The 25,285-nt window shown below is 73.2% G+C and carries 1 protein-coding gene and 1 pseudogene (both cut by a window edge); both read left to right on the forward strand.

What is annotated here, in order from left to right; all coding sequences use genetic code 11:
* A pseudogene (locus OHB21_RS37735) lies at positions 1 to 4,883 on the forward strand (non-ribosomal peptide synthase/polyketide synthase) (it extends 12,932 nt beyond the left edge of the window).
* Positions 4,883 to 25,285, forward strand: the 5' portion of a protein-coding gene (locus tag OHB21_RS12005) for a non-ribosomal peptide synthase/polyketide synthase (protein ID WP_328438695.1). Its footprint extends 4,908 nt past the window's final position; only the first 20,403 of its 25,311 coding nucleotides appear in the window; its start codon is at positions 4,883 to 4,885; its stop codon lies off the right edge, out of view. Before OHB21_RS37735 ends, OHB21_RS12005 begins: the two are co-directional and overlap by 1 nt.

The raw sequence follows: 25,285 nt of genomic DNA on the forward strand, positions 1-25,285 counted from the left end.
GTGCGGCGCGTCCGCCGCTGGTCGCGGGCGCGCGGCCGGACCGGTTGCCGCTCTCGCCCGCCCAGCGGCGGATGTGGTTCCTGAACCGCTTCGACGGCGCCTCGGCCGCCTACAACATCCCGCTGGCGCTGCGGCTCACCGGCGCGGTGGACGTGCCCGCGCTCCAGGCGGCGCTGGCCGACGTGATCGGCAGGCACGAATCCCTGCGCACCACCTACCCCGAGGTGGACGGCGCGCCGACGCAGCGGATTCTGCCCGCCGCGCAGGCGATTCCGTCGCTGTACCCGGTGGACGTACCGGAATCCGCACTGCCGGAGCGCATCCGCGAGCTGGCCGCCACGGGATTCGACGTGACCGCCGAGATCCCGGTGCGGATGCGGCTGTTCCGCGTCGACGGCGCCGCGGACGACGTGGTGCTGGCCGCCGTGCTGCACCACATCGCCGCCGACGGCTCCTCGGTCGCGCCGTTCGTGCGCGACCTCATGACCGCCTACACCGCCCGCCTCGATGATCGGGCGCCGTCCTGGTCGCCGCTGGCCGTCCAGTACGCGGACTACGCGCTGTGGCAGCGGGACCTGCTCGGTGACGAGTCCGACCCGGCCTCGCGCGCCGCCGAGCAGATCGCCCACTGGACCGACACTTTGGCCGGGCTGCCCGATCAGCTGACGCTGCCCACCGATCACCCGCGCCCGGCGCGGCAGAGCCTGCGCGGCGGCAAGACCGCGCTGACCGTGGACGCGCGCCTGCACGAGGCGTTGACGTCCCTGGGCCGTACGCACGGGGCCACGTTGTTCATGGTGGTGCACGCGGCGTTCGCGGCCCTGCTGGCGCGGCTCTCCGGCACCGGCGACATCGCGGTAGGCACCCCGGTCGCCGGGCGCGGCGAGGCCGAATTGGACGACGTGATCGGCATGTTCGTCAACACGCTGGTGCTGCGCAGCGCCGTCGACGGCGGCGAGCCCTTCGCGGCGCTGCTGAACCGGGTGCGGGGCACCGACATCGCCGCCTTCTCACACGCCGACGTGCCGTTCGAGCGGTTGGTGGAGGTGCTCAACCCCGAGCGCTCCACCGCGCGGCACCCGCTGTTCCAGGTCGGCTACTCGTTCCAGAACCACGAGCGTGGCACCCTGCGGCTGCCGGGGCTCACCGTGCGCGAACTCGAATTCGACAACGGCGTCGCGCAATTCGATCTGCACCTGTTCGCCGTGGACCGGTACGCCGCCGACGGCTCGGCTGAAGGTATCGACCTGAGCCTCGGGTACGCGACGGACCTGTTCGAGCCCGAGACGGCCGACCGCGTGCTCGCGCAGTTCTATTGCGTGCTGGAACATATTGCGGCCGCGCCGGATACGGTCGTCGGCGATCTGGATGTGCTGGGCGCGGATCGTGACACCGTGCTGTCCGTGTGGAACGAGACCGCCCGTCCGGTGGCCCGCGCGACGCTCTCCGATCTCGCGGGCCGGCAGGCGGCACTCACCCCCGACTCGGTCGCGCTCATCGACGCGGCCACCGGAATCGCGCTCACCTACGAGGATTTCGACGCGTGGGTGAACCGGTTGGCGCGCGAGCTCATCGCGCGCGGCGTCGGGCCGGAGCGCACCGTGGTGCTGGCCATGCGCCGCTCGGTGGGCCTGGTGGTCGCGATGTACGCGGTGGTGCGGGCGGGCGGCGCGTACGTGCCGATCGACCCGGATCACCCGGCCGGGCGCATCACCCACATCCTGCGGACCGCCGCGCCCGCCTGCGTGCTCACCACCGCCGCCGACGGCATGCCGGTCGACACCGAACTCCCCGTGATCGCCGTGGACCGGGTGGATCTCGACTCTCTCTCGGCGACGCCCGTCACCGATCGCGACCGCGTGCGTCCGCTGCGACCGGAGCACCCGGCCTACGTCATCTTCACCTCCGGCTCGACGGGCCTGCCCAAGGGCGTCACCGTCCCGCACTCGGCGATCGTCAACCAATTGATCTGGCTGCGCACGCATTTCGCGCTGGACGCGACCGACCGCACGCTGTTGAAGACGCCGGCCACCTTCGACCTGTCCGTGTGGGAGTTCTGGTCGCCGCTCACCACGGGCGGCGCGCTGATCGTCACCGCCCCCGGTGACGAGCGCGATCCCGACCGGCTGCACGCACACCTGGCCCGGTACGGCGTTTCGACGCTGTACGCGGTGCCGTCACTGCTCGCGATGTTGCTGGCGACCGCGCCGGGCGAATCGGCCCGCCCGCTGCCCGCCACCTTGCGCCGGGTGCTGGCGATCGGTGAGGCGCTGCCGGTCGCGACCGCGTCGGAGTTCGTGGCACGCGCGGACGGACGCGCGCGGCTGTACAACCTGTACGGCCCCACGGAGGCGGCGGTGTCGATCACCGCGCACGAGGTGGCCGAGGTGCCGCCGTACTCGGTGCCGATCGGCCGGCCCGCGTGGAACAGCCGGGTCTACGTGCTGGACGGCAGGCTGCGGCCGGTGCCGGTCGGCGTGGCGGGCGAGCTGTACCTGGCCGGCGCGCAGCTGGCGCGCGGGTATCACGGCAGGCCCGCGCTCACGGCGGACCGCTTCGTGGCCGATCCGTTCGCCGGCGCCGACCGCATGTACCGCACCGGCGACGTGGTGCGCTGGCGCGCCGACGGCAGCCTGGAGTACCTGGAGCGCGCCGACTTCCAGGTCAAGATCGGCGGATTCCGCATCGAACTCGGTGACGTGGAATCCGCGCTGCGGCGACTACCCCGGGTGCGTGCGGCGGTGGCCGTGGCGGCCGGTGGCCGGCTGCTCGCGTACGCGGCGGTGGGTGACCACGATGCGCCCGGACTCGCCGCCGAGCTGCGCGCCGAGCTGGCCGAACATCTGCCCGCCTACATGGTGCCCGCCGCGGTGATCGTGCTGGACGCGTTGCCGCTCAACGCGAATGGGAAGGTCGACCGCGCCCGGCTCCCCGAGCCGGTGTTCACCGATGCCGGGTTCCGCGCGCCCAGCGGCGAGGTCGAACGACTGGTCGCCGACACGTTCGCCGAGCTGATCGACGGCCTCGAGCGCGTCGGCGCGGACACCGACTTCTTCGCCGTCGGCGGCAATTCGCTGCTGGCCACCAAGCTCGCGGCGCGGCTCGGTGCGGCGCTCGGGACGCAGGTCCCGGTGGCGGCCGTGTTCGAGGCGCCGACTGTGGCCGGGCTGGCCCGCCGGTTGGCCGAGCCCGGCGCGGCCGCCCGGCCACCGCTGGTGCGCCGCACCGGGCCCGGGCCCGCGCGGTTGTCGCCGGCGCAGCAGCGCATGTGGGTGCTGAACCGGTTGTCGCCGGAGTCGGCCGCCTACAACATCCCGGCCGCGCTGCGCCTCACCGGCGCGCTGGATCGCGCGGCGCTCGCGGCGGCGGTGGCAGATCTGCTCGACCGGCACGAGTCCCTGCGCACCCGCTACCCCGACACGGCCGGCGGTCCGGTGCAGGAGGTGCTGGCGACGGTCGCCCCCGACCTCACGCCCATCCAGGTCGAGGCGCACGAGATCGACTCGCGCATCGCCGAATTCGTCGCCACCGGCTTCGACATCACCGCCGCGCCTCCGGCCCGCCTCGCGCTGTTCGAACTCGGCGCGCGCGAGCACGTCCTGCTGGTCGTGCTGCACCACATCGGCGCCGACGGCTACTCCGTCGCCCCGCTCACCCGGGATCTGGTGCGGGCCTACGTCGCTCGCGCGGCGGACGGCGCGCCGGACTGGTCTCCGCTCGCCATCCAGTACGCCGACTACAGCGAATGGCAGCGCACCTTGCTCGGCGCCGCCGACGACCCGGATGCCCTCGGCAGCCGCCAATTGGCCTACTGGGCCACCGAATTGGCGGGCTCGCCGGAAGTGCTCGCGCTCCCGTCCGATCGACCGCGACCCACGCAGCGCGAAATGAGCGGCGGCACCCTCGATTTCGAGGCGAACGCCGAGCTGGTCCGCGCGCTCGACGCCATGGCGCGCGAGCACGGCACGACGCTGTTCACCACCGTGCACGCCGCGCTCGCGGTGCTGCTGGCCAAGCTCTCCGGCTCGGCCGACATCACCGTCGGCGCGCCGGTGGCGGGGCGCGGCGCGGCCGAACTCGACGACCTGGTGGGCATGTTCGTCAACACCGTCGTGCTGCGCACCGAGGTCGATCCGCGCGCGTCCTTCGCGGACCTGCTGCGGCAGGCGCGCGACCGCGACCTGGCCGCGCTCTCGCACGCCGACGTGCCGTTCGAGCAGGTGGTCGAGGCCCTGGGACGCACCCGCTCGACCGCCTGCACGCCGCTGTTCCAAGTGATGCTCACCTTCCAGAACATGCCGGCCACCCGCGTCGCACTGCCGGGCCTGGACGTGGAGGTGCTGGACCCCTCGCCGGACGAGGCCAAGTTCGACCTGCACCTCACCGTCCTCGAACGCTTCGACGCCGACGGTGCCCGCGACGGCCTGGCCCTGCGCTTCGGCTACGCCCGCGACATGTTCGACGAGCCGACGGTGCGCGGTTTCGCCGACCGCCTGCTGCTGGTGTTCGAGGCCGTGGCCGCCGATCCGTCGATCGCGGTGCGCGCCATCGACATCCGCACCGAGCGCGAACAGCGCCCGGCCGGGCCGCCCGCGACACCGGCCGACCTGCCCGCGCTGATCGCGGCCGCGGCGGAGCTCGCGCCCGACGCCGTCGCCTTGGCACACGGCGCGCATCGCGTCACCTACGCCGCGCTGGCGGCCAAACTCGCCACCGTGGCCAAGGCCATGGGCGCGGCGGCGACGCCGGACGTGCTCATCAACGTCTCCCTCGCCGGGCTGGTGCCCGGCGTCCTCGCGGCACTCGGCGGCGACGGGCTCGCCGCCGCGCTGCGCACCCTCCTCATCGAGGCACAGGCAGTGGTCTCCGAAAGGAATAGCTGATGTCCCAAGCAGATTCGGTCACCTCGAGCGAGATCGGCACGCGCGCCCCTTCGCCGCGGCACGCGATCCTGCGCCGCGCCTACGGCGTCGCGGACCTGCCCTTGCTGCTCGACACCGTGGCCGAGCTGGCACCCCGGCGGGCCGCCCTGCGCCACGACGGCGTCACCGTCACCTACGCCGAACTGGCGTCCGAGGTGACCGCGCTGGGCGAGGCGATGGGCGGCGGGCTCGGGCCCGACGCGCTGGTGTCGGTGGTGCTCTCCGGCCGCCTGCCCGCGCTGCTGGAGGCCGGGGAGGGCGCGCTCGGGGAGGTGCTGGAAGGCCTGCTGGACGACGCCCTGCTGGCCGCCGCCGACGTGCTGCCCACCTCGTTCGCGCCGGTGGAGACCCTGGTGAGCGAGTTCGAGGAGCAGGTGCGCCGCACCCCGGACGCCGTCGCCCTCGAATTCCGCGGCGAATCCCTCACTTACGCCGAGTTCGACGCGCGCGCCACGGCTTTGGCGCGCCGGCTGCTGGCGCTGGGCGTGGGCCCCGACGCGCTGGTCGGGCTCTCGGTGCGGCGTTCGATCGAACTGCTGGTCGGCATGTACGCGATCCTGAAGGCGGGCGGCGCGTACGTGCCGATCGACCCGGACCACCCGGCCGAGCGCGTCGCCTACGTGCTGCGCACCGCCGCGCCGACGCTGGTGCTCACCACCACCGCCGATCAGCCGGACGCCCTGGCCGACAGCCGGGTCCTGCGCATCGACGAGTTCGAGGCGGCGGCCGGCGCGGCGGGCACGGCCGGCGACACCGAGATCCTGCCGCTGCCCTCGGCCGACGCCACCGCCTACGTCCTGTTCACCTCCGGTTCCACCGGCCGCCCCAAGGGCGTGGTCGTCTCGCACCGCGCGATTCTGGCCAACCTGCGCTGGCGCCAGCGCAGCTACGGGCTCACCGAGCGCGATGTGGTGTTGCAGAAGACGCCGTTCACCTTCGACGTGTCGGTGTGGGAGTTCTTCTGGCCCTTGCAGATCGGCGCGCGCCTGGTGATCGCCGAGCCCGACGGGCACCGCGACCCGGCCTACCTCGCGCGCGTCATCGCCGAATCCGGCGTCACCGTCACGCATTTCGTGCCGTCCATGCTGGCGGTGTTCGTCAGTTCGATTTCGGCGCTCCCGGTGCCCTCCGTGGTGACGCAAGCTGCCTCCTCCGGGCCCGTCGCTCGCGCCGGTGCGGAACCCACTGCCGCGCAGTGTGATTCGCTGCGCCTGGTGTTCGCCTCCGGCGAGGCGCTGCCCGCCGCGACAGCGGCCGCGTTCCGCGACGTGAGCGGCGCGACCCTGCACAATTTGTACGGCCCCACCGAGGCCGCGGTCGACGTGACCGCGCACGAGGTGACCGGCGCCGACCTCACCTCGGTGCCGATCGGCGTACCCGCCGACGACACCGACCTGCTCGTCCTCGACGACGCGCTGCGTCCCGTCCCGGACGGTGTGGTGGGCGAGCTGTACCTCTCCGGTGTGCAATTGGCGCGCGGCTACATCGCGCGGCCCGGCCTCACGGCCGACCGTTTCGTCGCCAATCCCGAAGGCGCGCCGGGCGAGCGGATGTATCGCACCGGCGACCTGGTGCGCTGGGTGGCGGGCGTCGACGGCGGCCCGGCCGAGCTGGAATACCTGGGCCGCACCGACTTCCAGGTGAAGCTGCGCGGCCTGCGCATCGAACTCGGCGAGGTCGAGGCGGGCCTGCTGCGCGACGAGCAGGTGGCCCAGGCCGCCGTCGTGCTGCATCGGCACGGGGGCGGCGACCACCTCGTCGGCTACGTGGTCCCGGCGGTGGGCGTGACCGTCGACGTGGCCGCCGTACTGGACACCGCGCGGGCGCATCTGCCCGAGTACATGGTGCCGTCGCTGGTGCAGGTGCTGGACGCGATGCCGGTCAACGCCAACGGCAAGCTGGACCGCCGGGCCCTGCCCGAGCCCGACTTCGCCTCGGCCGCAGTCGAATACCGCGAGCCCAGCACGGAGTCCGAGCGCCGGGTGGCGGAGATCTTCGCCGACCTGCTCGGCGTGGAGCGCGTGGGCGCCGACGACGACTTCTTCACCCTCGGCGGCAATTCGCTGCTGGCCACCCGCGCCATCGCCCGGGTGGCGGCGGCGCTGGGTGCGGCCGTCGACGTGCGCGACTTCTTCGACCGGCCCTCGGTGGCCGCGCTGGCGGCGCTCGCCGGCACCGCCGCGCCGCGTCCGGCGCTGGTGGCGGGCCCGCGCCCCGAGCACCTTCCGCTCTCGCCCGCGCAGCGGCGCATGTGGTTCCTCAACCGGTTCGGTGACGCGTCCTCGGCCGTCGACAACATCCCGGTCGCGCTGCGCCTGCGCGGCGCTCTCGACATCGCGGCGCTCTCGGCCGCGATCACCGATCTGGTCGCCCGCCACGAGATCCTGCGCACCGTCTACCCGCAGACCGCGCACGGCCCCGCGCAGGTGGTGCGGCCGGTGCACGCGGTGTTCGATCTCGCGCCCTCGCAGATCCCCGCCGAGCGGCTGGCCGACGCGGTGCGCGCGGTGGCGGCACAGGGCTTCGACGTGACCGACGAGATCCCGGTGCGGGTGCGCCTGCTGACCAGCGGACCGCAGGACCACACCCTGGTCCTGGTCGTGCACCACATCGCGGCCGACGGCGTGTCGCTGGGCCCGCTCATGCGCGACCTGGTCACCGCCTACACCGCGCGCCGCGCGGGCACGGCCCCCGGCTGGGCGCCGCTGCCGGTGCAGTACGCCGACTACGCGCTGTGGCAGCGCGAGGTGCTGGGCTCCGAGGACGATCCGGAGTCGGCCGCCGCCCGGCAGCTGGCTTTCTGGCGCACCGAATTGGCCGAGCTCCCGGCGCAAGTGGACCTGCCCGCCGATCACGCCCGCCCCGCCGTCGCGTCCGCGCGCGGCGCGGTGCACGAGTTCGCGGTCGACGCCGAGCTGCGCGCCGCCGTCGACCGGGTGGCGGCCCGCTGCGGCGCGACGCCGTTCATGGTGGTGCACGCCGCGCTCGCCGCGCTGCTCGCGCGGCTGTCCGGCACCGCCGACATCGCGATCGGCACGCCGGTCGCGGGCCGGGGCGAACCCGCGCTGGACGATCTGGTGGGGATGTTCGTCAACACGCTGGTGCTGCGCACCCAGGTGCGGCCGGGGGTGAGCTTCGACGAGTTGGTGGCCCACGCCCGCGAGCGGGACCTGCGCGCCTTCGCGCACAGCGACGTGCCGTTCGAGCAGCTGGTGGAGGTGCTCAACCCGGCGCGTTCGCAGGCCAGGCACCCGCTGTTCCAGGTGGCGCTGTTCATGCAGAACATGGGCCCGGTCGCGCTGACCATGCCCGGACTGGCCACGGAGCTGGTCGATTTCGACTCCGGCTTCGCGAAGTTCGATCTGCAACTCACCCTCTCCGACTCGCCGCGCGGCGGCTACCGCGCGGAATTCACCTACGCCACCGACCTTTTCGAGGACGCGACGGTGGCGGAGTTCGCCACCAAGTTCGTGCGGCTGCTGCGCGCCGCCGTCACCGATCCGGCGATGCCCGTGGGCGATATCGCCCTGCTCGACGCGGGCGAACTCGACTACGTCACCGCCAGCTGGAATGCCAGCGGGCACAAGGTGGCCGACCGCTTCCTGCACGAGGGCTTCGACAACCAGGTGCGCCGCACACCCGGCGCGCTCGCCCTGGTCGCCGATGGTGACGCGCGGCCCGGACTGACCTACACCGAGCTGTCCGAGCGCGCCAATCAGCTGGCCCGGCTGCTCATCGACACCGGAGTCGGCCCGGAATCCCTTGTGGTGCTGGCGATGCCGAGGTCTGTCGAGCTGGTGGTCGCCATGTACGCGGTGCTGCGCGCGGGTGGGGCGTACGTGCCGGTGGACCCGTCGCATCCGGCCGAACGCATCGGCCACATTCTCGACACCGCGGCCCCGCACAGCATTCTCACCACCCGTGCGGCGGGCTTCACGGTGCCCGTGCGTGTGCCGGTGCACCATCTGGACGAGCTGGACCTCACCGGGTTCGGCACCGGCAAGATCGGGGACCGCGAGCGCGTCGCGCCGCTGCATCCCGAGCATCCGGCCTACGTGATCTTCACGTCCGGCTCCACCGGCCGTCCGAAGGGCGTGGCGACCAGCCACCGCGCCATCGCCAACCAGCTCGCGTGGATGCACGACGAGTACCGGCCGCGCACGGGGGACGTGTACCTCCAGAAGACCGCGACCACCTTCGACGTCGCGCTGTGGGGCTACTTCCTGCCGTTGCGCGCCGGAGCCCAACTGGTGCTGGCGACGCCCGACGGGCACCGCGACCCGCGCTACATCGCCGAAACCGTTGCGCGGTACGGGGTCACGCTCACCGACTTCGTGCCGTCGATGCTGGCGGTGTTCGCGGCGCACACCGAGGCGGGCGAATTGTCCTCGTTGCGTGACGTCTTCGTCATCGGTGAGGCGCTGCCGCCCGAGACGATCGCCGCCTTCCACGATGTGTGCGACGCCGGCCTGCACAACCTCTACGGACCCACCGAGGCGGCCGTCTCCATCACTTATCGCGAGGTCACCGCCGCCGACGGGCCGCTGGTGCCCATCGGAGAGCCGGAGTGGAATTCGCAGGTGTACGTGCTGGATTCGCGTCTGCACCCGGTGCCGATCGGCGTGCCCGGCGAACTGTACCTGGCGGGTGCCCAGCTCGCCCGTGGGTATCACCGCCGGGTCGACCTGACCTCGGACAGGTTCGTGGCCAACCCTTTCGGGCTGCCCGGCGAGCGCATGTACCGCACCGGCGATCTGGTGCGCTGGAGCCCCGACGGTGAACTGATCTACCTGGGCCGCGCCGACTTCCAGATCAAGTTCCGCGGCCAGCGCATCGAACTGGCCGAGATCGAGACGGCCCTGCTGACCGCGCCCGAGGTGGGTCAGGCGGCGGTGCGCTTGGTGACCGGCGAGACCGGCGACTACCTGACCGGCTACGTGATCCGCACGCCAGGAGCGGAATTGGACCTGGACGCGGTGAAGGCGGGTCTGTCACGCCTGCTGCCCGCGTACATGGTGCCGACGGCGCTCGTGGAACTGACCGAGTTCCCGCTCAACACCAGCGGCAAGCTGGACCGCAAGGCCCTGCCGGTACCCGAGTTGCGCGCCAAGGCTTTCCGCGCGCCGGTCGACGCGGCGCAGCGCTTGGTGGCGGCCGTGTTCGCCGGGGTGCTGCGTGCCGAGCGGGCCGGTCTGGACGATGACTTCTTCGCGCTCGGCGGCAGTTCACTGGACGCCACGCAGGTCACGGCCCGCGTCGGCGAGGCGCTGGGCGTGCGGGTGCCGGTGCGCGCGCTGTTCGAGGCGTCGACGGTCGAGGGCTTCGCGGCCGCCGTGACCGCGCTGACCATCGAGGGGGAAACCCGCCCGCCGCTGGCGCGCCGCGAGCGGCCCGCGCGGATTCCGTTGTCCCCGGCGCAGAGTCGACTCTGGTTCCTCAACCGGATCGAGAGCCAGGAGGGCGGTGCGGCCGTCTACAACCTGCCGGTGGTGCTGCGCCTGACCGGCCGGTTGGACGCGCGGGCGCTGGAACGCGCCGTGCTGGACGTGCTGACCCGCCACGAATCTCTGCGCACCCTCTATCCGGAAGGCGAGGACGGCCCCTACCAGTCGATCCTGGACGCCGGGGAGATCGGCCTGACCCTGAACCCGGTCGCGGTGGCACCCGCCGAACTGCCCCGGGTGGTCGCGGCCATCGCGGGCGGCGGCTTCGACGTCGCCTCGGAACCGCCCGCGCGGGTGGCGCTGCTGTCGGTCGCCGATGATCGCGGGGCTCCCGCCGACGAGCACGTGCTGGTTTTCGTGGTGCACCACATCGCGGCGGACGCGCTGTCGCTGGCGCCGCTGGTCGCGGATCTGGTGCGCGCGTACCGTTCCCGGCTCGCGGGCGCGGCGCCCGGCTGGGACGACCTGGCCGTGCAGTACGCCGACTACAGCCTGTGGCAGCGGGAACTGCTGGGTTCGGCCGAGCGGCCCGGCGACCTCGCGCACCGGCAGCTGAGGTTCTGGCGCGACACCCTCGCGGGCCTGCCCGCCGAGCTGCCGCTGCCCACCGACCGCCCGCGCCCCGCGCGCCCCACCCAGCGCGGCGCGGCCGTGGACCTGGCGGTCGGCCCCGAGGTCACCGCCGCGTTGCGCGCGCTGGCGGCCCGCTCAGGGGCGACGCTGTTCATGGTGCTGCACGCCGCCTTCGCCGCGACCCTGGCCCGTCTGGGCGGGGGCGACGACATCGTCGTCGGCACGCCGGTCGGCGGCCGCGGCGAGCGGGCGCTCGACCCGCTGATCGGCATGTTCGTCAACACCCTCGCGCTGCGCACCCGGCCCGTGCCGCAGCGGTCGTTCGCCGACTTCGTGGCCGAGGTGCGCGACGCCGATCTGGCCGCCTTCGCCCACGCCGACCTGCCGTTCGAGCAGTTGGTCGACGCCATGGACGTCGACCGCGACACCGGCGCGCACCCGCTGTTCCAGGTGCTGCTCAGCGTGGGGAACGCGCGCCTGGCGGGCCCTGCCGCGATCGAGCTGCCGGGCTTGACGGTCGAACCCGTCGAGATCCCCGACGAGGGCGCGAAGTTCGATCTGCACCTGGTGCTGAACGAATCCGCGTCCGGCCTCACCGGCGCGCTGCGCTACGCCACCGACCTCTTCGACGCCGAGACCGTCACCGCCGTGGCGGCCCGGTTGCGCCGGCTGCTCGCGGCCGTGGCCGCCGACCCGGAGCTCCCGCTGGGCGAGATCGACCTGTTCGACGCCGCCGAACGCGCGCTCGCCCTCGAGGGTTTCAACGCGACCGCGCACCCGATCGACGAATTCGCCACGCTCGCTTCGCTGTTCGACGCGCAGGCGTCGCGCACCCCGGCGCGTCCCGCGCTCACCTTCGAGGGTGAGACCGTCACCTACGGCGACCTCGCGGCCCGCGTGAACCGGCTGGCCCGGTGGCTCATCGGCCAAGGCGTCGGTCCGGAATCGCTTGTCGCCCTGGGGATGCGGCGCGGCATCGACCTGGTCACCGGTATGTACGCGATCGTCGCCGCGGGCGGCGGCTACGTGCCGATCGACCCCGACCACCCCGCCGAGCGCACCGCGCACGTCCTCGACACCGCCGCGCCCGTCGCGGTGCTCACCTCGGGCGAGGACCTGGCTCTGGATGTCGCGCAGGTCCGCATCGACCGGCTCGACCTGTCGGGCTACTCGGCCGCGCCGATCACCGACGCCGAGCGCACCGCCGCGCTGCGGCCCGGCAACACCGCCTACGTGCTGTTCACCTCCGGCTCCACCGGCCGGCCCAAGGGCGTCGCGATGACCCACGGCGGCATCGTGAACCGGCTGCTGTGGATGCAGTCCGCGCACGTCACGCTCGGCGCGGCCGACGTCGTGGTGCAGAAGACGCCGGTGACGTTCGACGTGTCGATTCCGGAGTTCTTCTGGCCCTTGCAGATCGGCGCGCGCCTGGTGCTCGCCGCGCCCGACGGGCACCGCGACCCCGCGTACCTGGCCGACCTGATCCGCCGCGAAGGCGTCACGGCCGCGCACTTCGTGCCGTCCATGCTGGCCGCCTTCGTGGCCGAGGAACCGTACGTCCCCAGCCTGCGCCACATCTTCTGCTCGGGTGAGACGCTGCCCGCCGCCACCGCGCGGCGCGCCCGCGCCCTGACGTCGGCCCAGGTGCACAACATGTATGGCCCCACCGAGACCGCCGTGGAGGTGTCGGCGCACCGGGTGACCGACGCCGATCCGGAAGTGCTGCCGATGGGCGGCCCCAACTGGAACACCCGGATGTACGTGCTGGACGCGCGGTTGCGCCCGGTGCCCGTCGGCGTGCCCGGCGAATTGTTCATCGCCGGTGCGCAAGTGGCGCGCGGCTACCTGGGCCGCCCGGATCTGACCTCGGATCGCTTCGTCGCCGACCCGTTCGGCGTGCCCGGCGAACGCATGTACCGCACCGGCGATCTGGTGCGCTGGACGCGCGCGGGAGAGCTGGAGTTCCTGGGGCGCACCGACTTCCAGGTGAAGGTGCGCGGCCTGCGCATCGAGCTGGGCGAGGTCGAGGTGGCGCTGCTGGCCGTGCCCGGCGTCGCGCAGGCTGCCGTGCTGGTGCGTGACGATCACGGCACCGGTGACCAGCTGGTGGCCTACCTGGTGGCGGACGGCCCGCTGGACGTGGCGGTTGTGCGGGAGTCGGTGGCCGGGCGGTTGCCGGGCTACATGGTGCCGACCGCCTTCGTGGTGCTCGACGCCTTCCCCGTCACCGCGTCGGGCAAGCTGGACCGCAAGGCGCTGCCCGCGCCGGAGGCTCCGTCGGTCGAGTTCCGTGCGCCGTCGGGCCCGGCGGAAACACTTGTCGCCGAGACCTTCCGCGCACTGCTGGGCGCCGAGCGGGTCGGCGCCGACGACGACTTCTTCGCCCTCGGCGGCAACTCGCTCATCGCGACCCAGCTCGCGGCGCGCCTGTCCAAGGCGGCGGGCGCGACGGTGCCGGTGCGCGCGGTGTTCGACGCGTCCACCGTGCGCGACCTGGCGGCGCACCCGGCCCTGGACGGCCGTGTCTCCGAGACACCCGTGGCCTTGCCGCCGCTGGTCGCCGGTCCGCGCGAGACGCCGATCCCGCTCTCGGTCGCGCAGCGGCGCATGTGGTTCCTCAACCGATTCGACAGTGCCGGTGGGGGATACAACATCCCGTTCGCGCTGCGGCTCACCGGCGCGTTGAACACCGAGGCGCTCGGCCTCGCCATCGCCGACGTGATCGACCGGCACGAGACGCTGCGCACCCTGTATCCCGAACACGACGGCGTCGCCACGCAGGTCGTGCTGCCGCCGGGCACCCACCTGGTCGACGCGCAACCGGTGCCGGTGCGCACCGCCGAACTCCCCGCCCTCGTCGCCGAGGCCGCCGACGCCCCGTTCGACGTGACTTCCGAAGTGCCGCTGCGGATCCGGCTGCTGCATGTCGCGGACGCGGGCGAGCCGACCCACGTGCTGCTGTTCGTCGTGCACCACATCGCCGCCGACGGTTGGTCCTTCGCGCCGCTCACCCGCGACCTGGCCGCCGCCTACGTGTCGCGCTGCGCGAACACCGCCCCCGCGTGGCCGCCGCTGCCCGTGCAGTACGCCGATTTCGCGCTCTGGCAGCGAACCGCCCTGGGGGCCGCCGACGACGAGAACTCCCTGCTGGCAAGGCAATTGCGCTTCTGGACCGAGCGGCTCGCCGGTATTCCCGACGTGCTGGAGCTGCCCTCGGATCGCCCGCGTCCCGCCGTCGCGTCGAACCGGGGCGGCGCGGTCACCGGGCGCCTCGACGCCGCGCTGCACCGCGACATCCTGCGGATCGCCGCCGAGCACCGCGCGACCCCGTTCATGGTCCTGCACACCGCGCTCGCGGCGCTGCTGAGCAGGTTGTCGGGCACCGGCGACATCGTGGTCGGCGCGCCGGTCGCCGGGCGCGGGGACGAGGCGCTGGACGAGCTGGTCGGCATGTTCGTCAACACCGTGGTGCTGCGCACCCCCGTGCGCGGCGACGCCACCCTAGCCGCCCTGCTCGGCACGGCCCGCGCGGCCGACCTGGCCGCCTTCGATCACGCCGAAGTGCCGTTCGAGGATCTGGTCGACGCGCTCAACCCGGTCCGCTCCCAGGCCCACGCCCCGATCTACCAGGTCGCGCTGACGCTCCAGAACCAGGCCGCGCCCGACTTCCGGCTCCAGCGCCTGGCCATCGGCGCGCTCGAGGTCGGCCCGGCGCCCATCCAGTTCGACCTGGACTGGACCTGCTCGGAACGCCACGGCGCCGAGGGCGCGCCCGAGGGCATCGATGTGCACCTGCACTACGCGACCGACCTGTTCGACGAGAGCACGGCCGCGGGCTTCCTCGCCGGATTCGAGCGCGTGCTGCGCGCCATGGCCCGCGATCTCGGCACGGCCGTCGGCGACGTGGAATTGCTGTCGCAGGCCGAACGCGGCCTGCTGCTGTCGGAGCGCAACGCCACCGCGCACCCGCTGGCCGAGGAGACCCTCGACGATCTGCTCACCGTCCGCGCCGCCGCCGAGCCGAACGGTCACGCGGTCACCTTCGAGGGCGCATCCCTCACCTACGGTGAGCTGGCGTCGCGCGCGAATCGCCTGGCGCGCTTGCTGATCGCGGCGGGTGTGGGCCCCGAGTCGATCGTCGCGCTGGCGGCGCTGCGCTCGCTCGACATGCTCGTCGCGATGTACGCGATCGTCCGCGCGGGCGGCGCGTACCTGCCGCTGGACCCGGCGCACCCGGCCGATCGCCTGGCCCAGCTGCTCGACAGCGCCGACCCGGCCCTGGTGCTGGTGGTGGGCGGCGCCGAACCGGAACTGCCCGCCGGGACCGCGACCCTGCGCCTGGACGACCTCGACCTCACCGGCTTCGCGGATACACCGGTCACCGACGCCGAGCGCATCGTCGCGCTGCGGCCCGGCAACACCGCGTACGTGCTGTTCACCTCCGGCTCCACCGGCCGGCCCAAGGGCGTCGCGGTGAGCCACCGCGCCATCATGAACCAGCTGCGCTGGCTCGAGCATCGCTACGAGGTGACCGCCGCCGACCGCATCCTCCAGCGTGCCCCGCTGACCTTCGACGTGTCGGTGTGGGAGTGCTTCCTGCCGATCGCGGTCGGCGCGCCGCTGGTGATCGCGCGACCGGGCGGGCACCTGGACCTCGAATACTTCGCGGGTCTGCTGCGCGAGCACGGCATCACCATCGCCGAGTACGTGCCGTCGGTGCTGGCCGCCCTCCTCGGCGAGGGGATGGGCGACGCGCTGCGCTCGTTCCGCCACCTGCACTGCGGCGGCGAGGCGCTGACCCCCGATCTGCTCGCCGCGATCCGCGCGAGCTTCGACGGCGCGATCCACAACTCCTACGGGCCCACCGAGGCCGCCATCTCGGCGGTCTTCCACGAGTTCACCGACGCCGACGTGGCGTCGGGCCGGGACGTCGCGATCGGGCGGCCGTGCTGGAACACCCACGTATACGTGCTGGACGCGCGCCTGCGGCCGGTGCCGGTCGGGGTGACCGGCGAGCTGTACCTGGCGGGCGATCAGCTGGCGCGCGGCTACCACCGGCGGCCGGGCATCACCGCCGACCGGTTCGTCGCCGATCCGTTCGGTGCGCCGGGCGCGGTCATGTACCGCACCGGCGACCTGGTGCGATGGAACCGCGAGGGGGATCTGATCTACCTGGGCCGCAACGACTTCCAGGTGAAGTTGCGCGGCCAGCGGATCGAGCTGGGCGAGATCGAGTCGGCGCTGGCCGCCGTGGACGGCGTCACCAACGCCGCCGTGGTGGTCGCCGAGGACACCTCGGGTGCGGACAGTCTGGTCGGCTACGTGAGCGGTGCGGACCTGTCCGCCGACACCGTGCGGGACCGGGTGCGCGACCGCCTGCCCGGCTACATGGTGCCCGCGCACCTGGTGGTGCTGGACGAGATGCCGCTCACCGCTGTCGGCAAACTGGACCGCAAGGCGCTGCCCGCCGTCGAGTTCGCGGGCGGCACCGCCTACCGCGCGCCGCGCGAGGGCGCCGAGGCGGTGCTCGCCGCGCTGGCGGGTGATCTGCTCGGCGGCGAGCGGCTGGGCGCCGACGACGATTTCTTCGCGCGCGGCGGCAATTCGCTGCTGGCGATGCGCCTGGTCGCGCGCGCCAATGCCGCGCTCGGGGCGGCGCTCACCGTGCGGGAAGTGTTCGAGGCCCCGACGGTCGCGGCGCTGGCCGCGCGGGTGACCAGCGGTGCCGCACCGCGGCCCGCGCTGGTGGCGGGGGAGCGGCCCGAGCGAATCCCGTTGTCGCTGGCGCAGACCCGCATGTGGCTGCTGCACCGGCTCGACCCGGATTCGCCGGTCTACAACATCCCGATCACCATCCGGCTGGCCGGCGCGCTCGACGTGGCCGCGCTGCGCGCCGCGCTCGGCGACGTGATCGCGCGGCACGAATCGCTGCGGACCGTCTTCCCCGCCGACGCCGACGGGCCGTTCCAGTCCGTGCGTGCGGCCGAACTGTCCGGTGCCGACGCGGCGGCGCTCGAACTCGGTCCCGTGCTCGTAGCGGAAGGCGATCTGGCCGAAGCCGTCGCCGGGTACGCGGGTCTCGGATTCGAGCTGCGTACGCGTATCCCTGTGCGCGCCAAACTGTTCCAGGTGCGCGCCGACGAGCACGTGCTGGTCGTCGTCGTGCACCACATCGCGGCCGACGGCGTGTCCACCGCGCCGCTGGCCCGCGATCTGATGACCGCCTACACCGCCCGCTGCGCGGGAACCGCCCCACGCTGGGTGGCGCTGCCGGTGCAGTACGCCGACTTCACGCTCTGGCAGCACCGGGTGCTCGGTGCGGCGGAGGACCCCGAATCCGTGCTGGCGCAACAGATCGCGCGGTGGCGCACCGAACTCGACGGGCTCGCCCCCGTGCTGGAACTGCCCACCGACCGTCCCCGCCCACCCGTGGCGAGCGGGCGCGGCGCGGCGGTCGAGTTCGCCGTCCCGGCCGAACTCACCGCCGGGATCGCCGAACTGGCTCGCCAACAGGGTGTTTCGACGTTCATGGTCGTGCACGCCGCGTTCGCCGCGCTGCTGGCCCGGTTGGCCCGCACCGACGACGTCGCCCTGGGCACCCCGGTCGCGGGCCGCGCCGAGGAAGCGCTCGACGATCTGGTCGGCATGTTCGTCAACACCCTGGTGCTGCGTACCGCCGTCCCGGCGGGCGCCCCGTTCACCGAACTGCTGCGCCAGGTCCGCGACACCGATGTGCGCGCCTTCGCCAACGCCGACCTGCCGTTCGAGCGGCTGGTCGAGGAACTGAATCCGGTCCGTTCCCAGGCGCATTCGCCGATCGTGCAGGCGTTGCTCACCTTCGAGCACCGCGACGACACCGTGTTGCGCCTGCCCGGACTCGAGGTGTCGGCGTATCCGCTGGACAACCGGGTCGCCCAGTTCGACCTCGCGCTGGAGCTGGCCGAGCACGCCGAGGGCGAGGGCACCGCGCTGCGCGCCCTGCTGCGCTACGCGACCGACCTGTTCGACCGCGCCACCGCGCGCTCCTTCGCCGAGCGGTTCACCCGGGTGCTCACCGCCGTGATCGCCGATCCGGGCGTGCGGGTGGGCGATATCGAACTCCTCGACGACGCCGAACGCCGCCTGGTGCTGGAGGGCTGGAACGACACCGCCCACCCGGTCGCCGCCACCACGGACACGCTCGTCTCGCTGTTCGAGCGGCAGGTCGCGCGCACCCCGCACGCGCCCGCCGTCACCGTCGACGGCACCACGCTCGAGTACGGCACCTTCGCCGACCGGGTGCACCGCCTCGCCCGCTGGCTGGTGGATCAGGGCGTGGGCCCCGATTCCCTGGTGGCCCTGGGCATGCGGCGTTCGCTGGACCTGGTCACCGCCATGTACGCGGTGACGGTGGCGGGCGGCGCGTACGTGCCGGTCGATCCCGATCACCCGGCCGACCGCGTCGAGTACGTGCTGTCCACCGCGCGGCCCGTCTGCGTGCTCACGTCCGGGCTGGATTTGGAAACCGGTGTGGCGCGCGAAGTTCGCGTCGACCGGCTCGACCTGTCGGGCTACGACTCGGCGCCGCTCACCGACGCCGACCGGCTCGGCGCGGTCTCGCCCGCCCACCCGGCCTACGTGATCTTCACCTCCGGGTCGACCGGCCGCCCCAAGGGCGTGGCCGTCACCCACGGCGCGATCGTCAACCGGCTGGTGTGGATGCAGGACCGCTACGGCCTGCGCGCCGACGACGTGGTGTTGCAGAAGACCCCCGCCACATTCGACGTGTCGGTGTGGGAGTTCTTCTGGCCCTTGCAGATCGGCGCGCGCCTGGTGGTCGCCGCGCCCGACGGGCACCGCGATCCGGCCTACCTGGCGCGGCTGATCACCGCCGAGGGCGTCACCACCGTGCATTTCGTGCCCTCGCTGCTCACGGTGTTCCTGGCCGAACCCGCGGCTGTCGAATGCCGTTCGCTGCGGCGGATTTTCGCGTCCGGCGAGGCGCTGCCCGCGTCCACGGCGCAGCGCGCGCGGGCGCTGCTCCCCGCCCGCGTGCACAACCTGTACGGGCCCACCGAGGCGGCCGTGGACGTGACCTTCCACGAGGTCACCGACGCCGACACCGCCACGGTCCCGATCGGGCGACCCGTCTTCAACACCCGCCTGCTCGTGCTGGATTCGCGATTGCGGCCGGTCCCGGCGGGAGTCCCGGGTGAGCTGTACCTGGCCGGTGAGCAGTTGGCGCGCGGCTACGTCGGGCGTCCCGATCTGACGGCGGATCGCTTCCTGGCCAACCCGTTCGGCGCGCCGGGCGAACGCATGTACCGCACGGGCGATCTCGTCACGTGGACGCCGCACGGTGAGCTGGAGTACCTGGGCCGCACCGACTTCCAGGTGAAGCTGCGTGGCCTGCGCATCGAACTCGGGGAGGTCGAGGCCGCCCTGTCCGCCCTGGACGGGATCGAGCAGGCCGTGGTCGTCGTGCGCGCCGACGAGCGCACCGGTGACCAGCTGGTGGCGTACGTGACCGGAGCCGTCGATGTGCGGGCGGTTCGGGAGCGGCTGGCCGCCGACCTGCCCGCCTACATGGTCCCGGCCGCGTTCGTGGTGCTCGCGGAGTTCCCGCTGAACTCCTCCGGCAAGCTGGACCGGAAAGCGTTGCCCGCGCCCGTGTTCGAGGCGGCCGAGTACCGCGCCCCCGAGACCGAGGCCGAGCGGACGGTCGCGCGATTGTTCGCCGAACTGCTCGGCGTCGACCGGGCGGGCCTGGACGACGACTTCTTCGCCCTCGGCGGCAACTCGCTGCTGGCCACCCGGCTCGCGGCCCGCCTCGGCGAAGCACTCGATGCCGACATCCCCGTGCGCCTGCTCTTCGACGCGCCGACCGTCGCGGCGCTGGCGGCCCGTGCCGCCGACCGCATCGGTTCGGCGCACCGCCCGCGCCTCACCGCCGGCCCGCGCCCGGAGCCGGTGCCGCTGTCCCCGGCCCAGCGGCGCATGTGGTTCCTCAACCGCTTCGATCCCGCCGAGACCGTCAATAACATCCCGGTCGCGCTGCGGTTCACCGGTGACCTCGACCTCGGCGCGCTGCGCGCCGCGATCACCGACCTGATCAGCAGGCACGAGACCCTGCGCACCGTCTACCCCGACCACGAGGGCATCGGCTACCAGCGGATTCTCCCGCCGCGGGAGCCGGAGCTCGCCGACCTCGAATCCGCCGGCGCGCTGGTCGATTTCGCCGCGACGCCGTTCGACGTGACCACCGAGATCCCGCTGCGCATCGGCCTGGTCCGGCTCGCGCCGCGCGAACACCTGCTCGCGCTGGTGGTGCACCACATCGCGGCCGACGGGTTCTCCCTGGGTCCGCTCGCCCGCGATCTGGCCACCGCCTACGCGGCCCGCGTCGCCGGCGCCGAACCGGTGTGGCGGCCGCTGCCGGTCCAGTACGCCGACTACGCGCTGTGGCAGCGCGAGGTGCTGGGCACCGAGGACGATCCGGCCTCGCCGCTGGCCCGCCAGCTCGCCTACTGGCGCGACGCGCTGCGCGGCCTGCCCGCGCAGCTCGACCTGCCCACCGACCGCGCCCGGCCCGCCGTCGCCTCGCACGCGGCGGCGAGCACCACCGTCACGCTGGACGCGGCGCTGCGCGCGAAGATCGCGGCGCTGGCGGCGCGGTGCGACGCGACGCTGTTCATGGTGGTGCACGCGGCGCTGTCGGTGCTGCTTGCTCGGCTCTCGGGTACCGGCGATATCGCCATCGGCGCCCCCGTCGCGGGTCGCGGCGAACGGGCGCTGGATGATCTGGTCGGCATGTTCGTGAACACGCTGGTGCTGCGCGTCGAGGTGTCCGGCGCGGACTCCTTCACCGAAGTCCTGCGCCGGGTGCGCGAGACCGATCTGAACGCCTTCGCCCACGCCGACGTGCCGTTCGAGCGGCTGGTGGAGGTGCTCGACCCACCGCGTTCGGAGGCCAGGCACCCACTGTTCCAGGTGGCGCTGTTCTTCCAGAACCTGTCCACCGTCACCGTGGAGCTGCCCGGCGCCACCGTCGCCGAACACGAAGTCGATTACGAGACCACCCGATTCGACCTCCAGTTCACGGTCTCCGACGACGCGGTGCGCCTCACCTACGCCACCGACCTGTTCGACGAGACCACCGTGCGCACGGTCGGCGCGCGGTTGCTGCGCCTGCTGAGCGCGGTCACCGCCGACCCGGACCGCCCGGTCGGCGATATCGACCTGTTCGCGCCCGGTGAGCTGCACCGCGTGGTCACCGAGTGGAACGATTCGGCGCACACCGCGTTCGTCGCGGAGATGCTGCTCGACGAGTTCGAGGCGCAGGCCGCCGCCACGCCGGACGATCCGGCGCTGGTGTACGTCCCCGACGGCGGCGCGGCGGCCACCGTGGTCACCTACGGCGAGCTCGACCGGCGCTCCAACCAGCTGGCCCGACACCTGACAGCGGCCGGAGTCGGCCCGGAATCGCGGGTGGCACTGGCTATTCGGCGTTCCACCGATCTGGTGCTGGCCATGTACGCGGTGCTCAAGGCGGGCGGTGCGTACGTGCCGATCGACCCGGACCACCCGGCCCAGCGCATCGCCCACATCCTCGACACCGCGCGCCCGGCGGCGCTGCTCACCACCGAGCGCGACCGCGTCGACCACGGCTACGCGGGCCCGGTCGTGGCCGTGGACACCGTCGCGCTGCACGGCTACGCCGACGATCCGGTCGCCGCGGAGGAGCGCGGCGCGCCCATCCATCCCGGCAATCCGGCGTACGTGATCTTCACCTCCGGCTCCACCGGAAGACCCAAGGGCGTCAGCGTGTCCCACGCGGCGATCGTCAACCAGGTGAACTGGATGCAGGCCGAGTACCGGCTCGAACCCGAGGACGTGTATCTCCAGAAGACCGCGACCACCTTCGACGTGTCGCTGTGGGGCTACTTCCTGCCGCTGCGGGTCGGCGCGACCCTGGTGCTGGCCACCCCCGACGGGCATCGCGATCCCGGCTACCTGGCCGAGGTCGTCGGCGCGTACGGCGTCACCGTCACCGATTTCGTGCCGTCGATGCTCAGCGTGTTCGCCGGGCACGTGGCGGCCGCCGGCCTGCGGGACGCGCTCGCCTCGCTGCGCACCGTGTTCGTGATCGGCGAGGCGCTGCCCGCCGAGACCGTGCGCGCGTTCGCCGAGGTGAGTGCGGCGCGCCTGCACAACCTGTACGGCCCGACCGAGGCCGCGGTGTCCATCACGCACCGCGATGTCACCGGCGAGACCGAGCGCGCCGCCCTGCCGATCGGCAACCCGGAGTGGAACAGCCGCCTGTACGTGCTGGATTCGCGCCTGCGGCCCACGCTGCCCGGCGTGGCGGGCGAGCTGTACCTGGCCGGCGTGCAGTTGGCGCGCGGCTACCACGGCAGGCCCGACCTCACCGCGGATCGCTTCGTGGCCAACCCGTTCGGCGCGCCCGGTGAGCGGATGTATCGCACCGGCGACCTGGTGCGCTGGGAGACCTCCGGCGAGTCCGCCGAGCTGGTCTACCTGGGGCGCACCGACTTCCAGGTGAAGTTCCGGGGCCAGCGCATCGAACTCGGCGAGATCGAGGCCGCGCTCGCGGCCGTGCCGGGCGTCGCGCAGGCCGCCGCTGCGGTGGTGACGACGGGTGGCGGCGACCACCTGGTCGGCTACGTGACGCCGTTGCCCGGCGAGCGGAGCGAGCGGTTCGAGGACGCGCTGCGTGCGGCGGCGCGAGAGACGTTGCCGTCGTACATGATTCCGTCGGCCTACGTGGTGCTCGACGAGTTCCCGCTGAACTCCTCCGGCAAGCTGGACCGGAAGGCGTTGCCGGAACCGGTGTTCGACCGTGGCGCGTACGTCGCGCCGGTCAGCCCGGCCGAACGTCTCGTCGCCGACGCGTTCGCGACCGTCCTCGGCCTGGACGCGGTGAGCGTGACCGACGGCTTCTTCGACCTGGGCGGCAACTCGCTCAGCGCCACCCGGGTGCTGGCCAGGCTGGGGGAGCGCCTGGGCCGGCGGGTGCCGGTGCGGCTGCTGTTCGAGGCGCCCACGGTGCGCGCGCTGGCGCAGCGTGTGACCACCGAGGCGGTGGCGGGCGCGCTGCCGGTGCCGCTGATCGCGGGCCCGCGCCCGGAGGTCGTGCCGCTGGCTCCGGTGCAGCGCGGCATGTGGTTCCTGAACCGTCTCGATCCGTCCTCGCCCGCGCACAACATCCCGGTGGCGCTGCGCATCTCGGGTGAGGTGGACGAAGTCGCGCTGGCCGCGGCGTTCACCGACGTGGTCGCCCGGCACGAGGTGCTGCGCACGGTGTATCCGGCGGCCGCCGACGGCACCGCCCACCAGGTGGTGCTGCCCGCCGAACCGGCCCCGGTCCGGCTCGCGGTCGAAGCCGTGCCCGCCGGTGGGCGCGACGCGCGGATCGCCGAATTCCTCTCGGCCGGTTTCGATATCGCCACCGAGGTGCCGGTGCGCGCGGTGCTCCTGCGCGAGAGCGTGGGCGACCGGGTGCTGGTCGCGGTGCTGCATCACATCGCCGCCGACGGCTATTCGATGCGCCCGCTGCTGCGAGACCTGCTGGCGGCCTATCTGTCCCGCGTGCTGGGCGCCGCGCCGCTGTGGCCGGAACTGCCCGCGCAGTATGCCGACTACGCGCTGTGGCAGGCCGCGGAGGTGGAGGCCGTTGCGGCGGAGGAACTCTCGTACTGGCGGGACGCGTTGCGCGATCTGCCCGACGAACTCGCCCTGCCCACCGACCGTCCGCGCCCGGCGGTGGCGTCGAAACGCGGTGCGAGCGTGCGCGCCCGGGTCGGCGGCGACGTCGCGCGGCGGGTGGTCGAGCTGGCCCGCCGCCACGACGCGACGCCGTTCATGGTGGTGCACGCGGCGCTGTCGGTGTTGCTGGCGCGACTGTCCGGCTCTGAGGACATCGCCGTCGGCACCCCGGTCGCCGGGCGTGGCGTGGCCGCGCTGGACGACCTGGTGGGCATGTTCATCAACACCCTGGTACTGCGCACCTCCCCGCGCCCGGAGCACACCTTCGCCGAGCTGATCGCCGAGACGAAGGCCGCCGACCTGGCCGCCTTCGCGCACGCCACGGTGCCGTTCGAGCGGGTGGTGGACGCCCTCGGCGTCCCCGCCTCGCAGGCCGCGCACCCGCTGTTCACCGTCATGCTCAGCTACCTGAACGCGGGGGCGGACAGTTTCTCGGTGCCGGGTCTGGAGCTCGCGCCGGTCGAGTTCGACGAGCCGGTGGCGCGTTTCGATCTCCAGTTCACCGTCGCCGCCGAACCCGACGCCGCCGGGCACCTGTCCGTCGAACTGAACTACGCCACCGATCTGTTCGACCGCGCGACCGCCGAGGCGCTGCTGCGCCGCTTCGGCCGCGCCCTCGGCGCGCTCACCGCCGACCCGGACCACCCGGTGGGCGACGTCGACCTGCTCACCCCCGGCGAACGCGCGGGTCTGCTGGACAGGCGCGGCGCGCCCACGGTGCCGCCGTGCACCCTGGCCGACATGATGGCGGCGGCCGTCGCCCTCGCGCCGGACGGCGTCGCCGTCGTGGACGGCGACCGGGAACTGACCTACCGCGAGATCGAGAAACGGTCCGCGCGGCTGGCCCGGACCTTGATCGGGCTGGGGATCGGTGCGGAAGACATTGTCGCCCTGGCTATTCCGCGTTCACTGGAATCGCTGGTCGCGGTGTGGGCCGTGGCGCGGACGGGCGCTGCCTTCGTGCCCGTCGATCCGACGTACCCGCCGGAGCGCATCGCGCACATGCTCACCGATTCCGGTGCGGCGCTGGGCCTCACGGTCACCGAGGCGCACGCCGCGCTGCCCGACGCCACCGAATGGCTGGTGCTCGACACCCCGGCCATGGCGGCCCGCATGCGGCACATGAGCGCCGCGCCGCTGGTGGCCGACGAACTGGTGCGCCCGGTGCGGGTGGAGAACCCGGCCTGGATGATCTACACGTCCGGCTCCACCGGTGTGCCGAAGGGCGTGCTGGTGACGCACGGCGGCGTCGCGGGAGTGGCCCGCGCGCAACGGGATCGGTACCGCGTGACCGAGACCGCCCGCGTCCTGCATGTCTCCTCGCCCAGCTTCGACGCCTCGATGCTGGAACTGCTGCTCGCGCTGGCGGCCGGGGCGACGCTGGTCGTCGCACCGGCGGGCGTGTTCGGCGGGGCCGAGCTGACCGCGCTGATCCGCGACCGCCGGGTGACGCACGCGTTCCTCACCCCCGCCGTGCTCCAGACCTTGGACCCCGACCAGGTGCCCGAACTCGCGCACTTGACCGTCGGAGGTGAGGCGTTCGGCCCGGAGGTGGTGCGGCGCTGGGGGATCGGGCGCAGC

The sequence above is a fragment of the Nocardia puris genome, from assembly GCF_036051655.1.
GTDB lineage: Bacteria > Actinomycetota > Actinomycetes > Mycobacteriales > Mycobacteriaceae > Nocardia > Nocardia puris.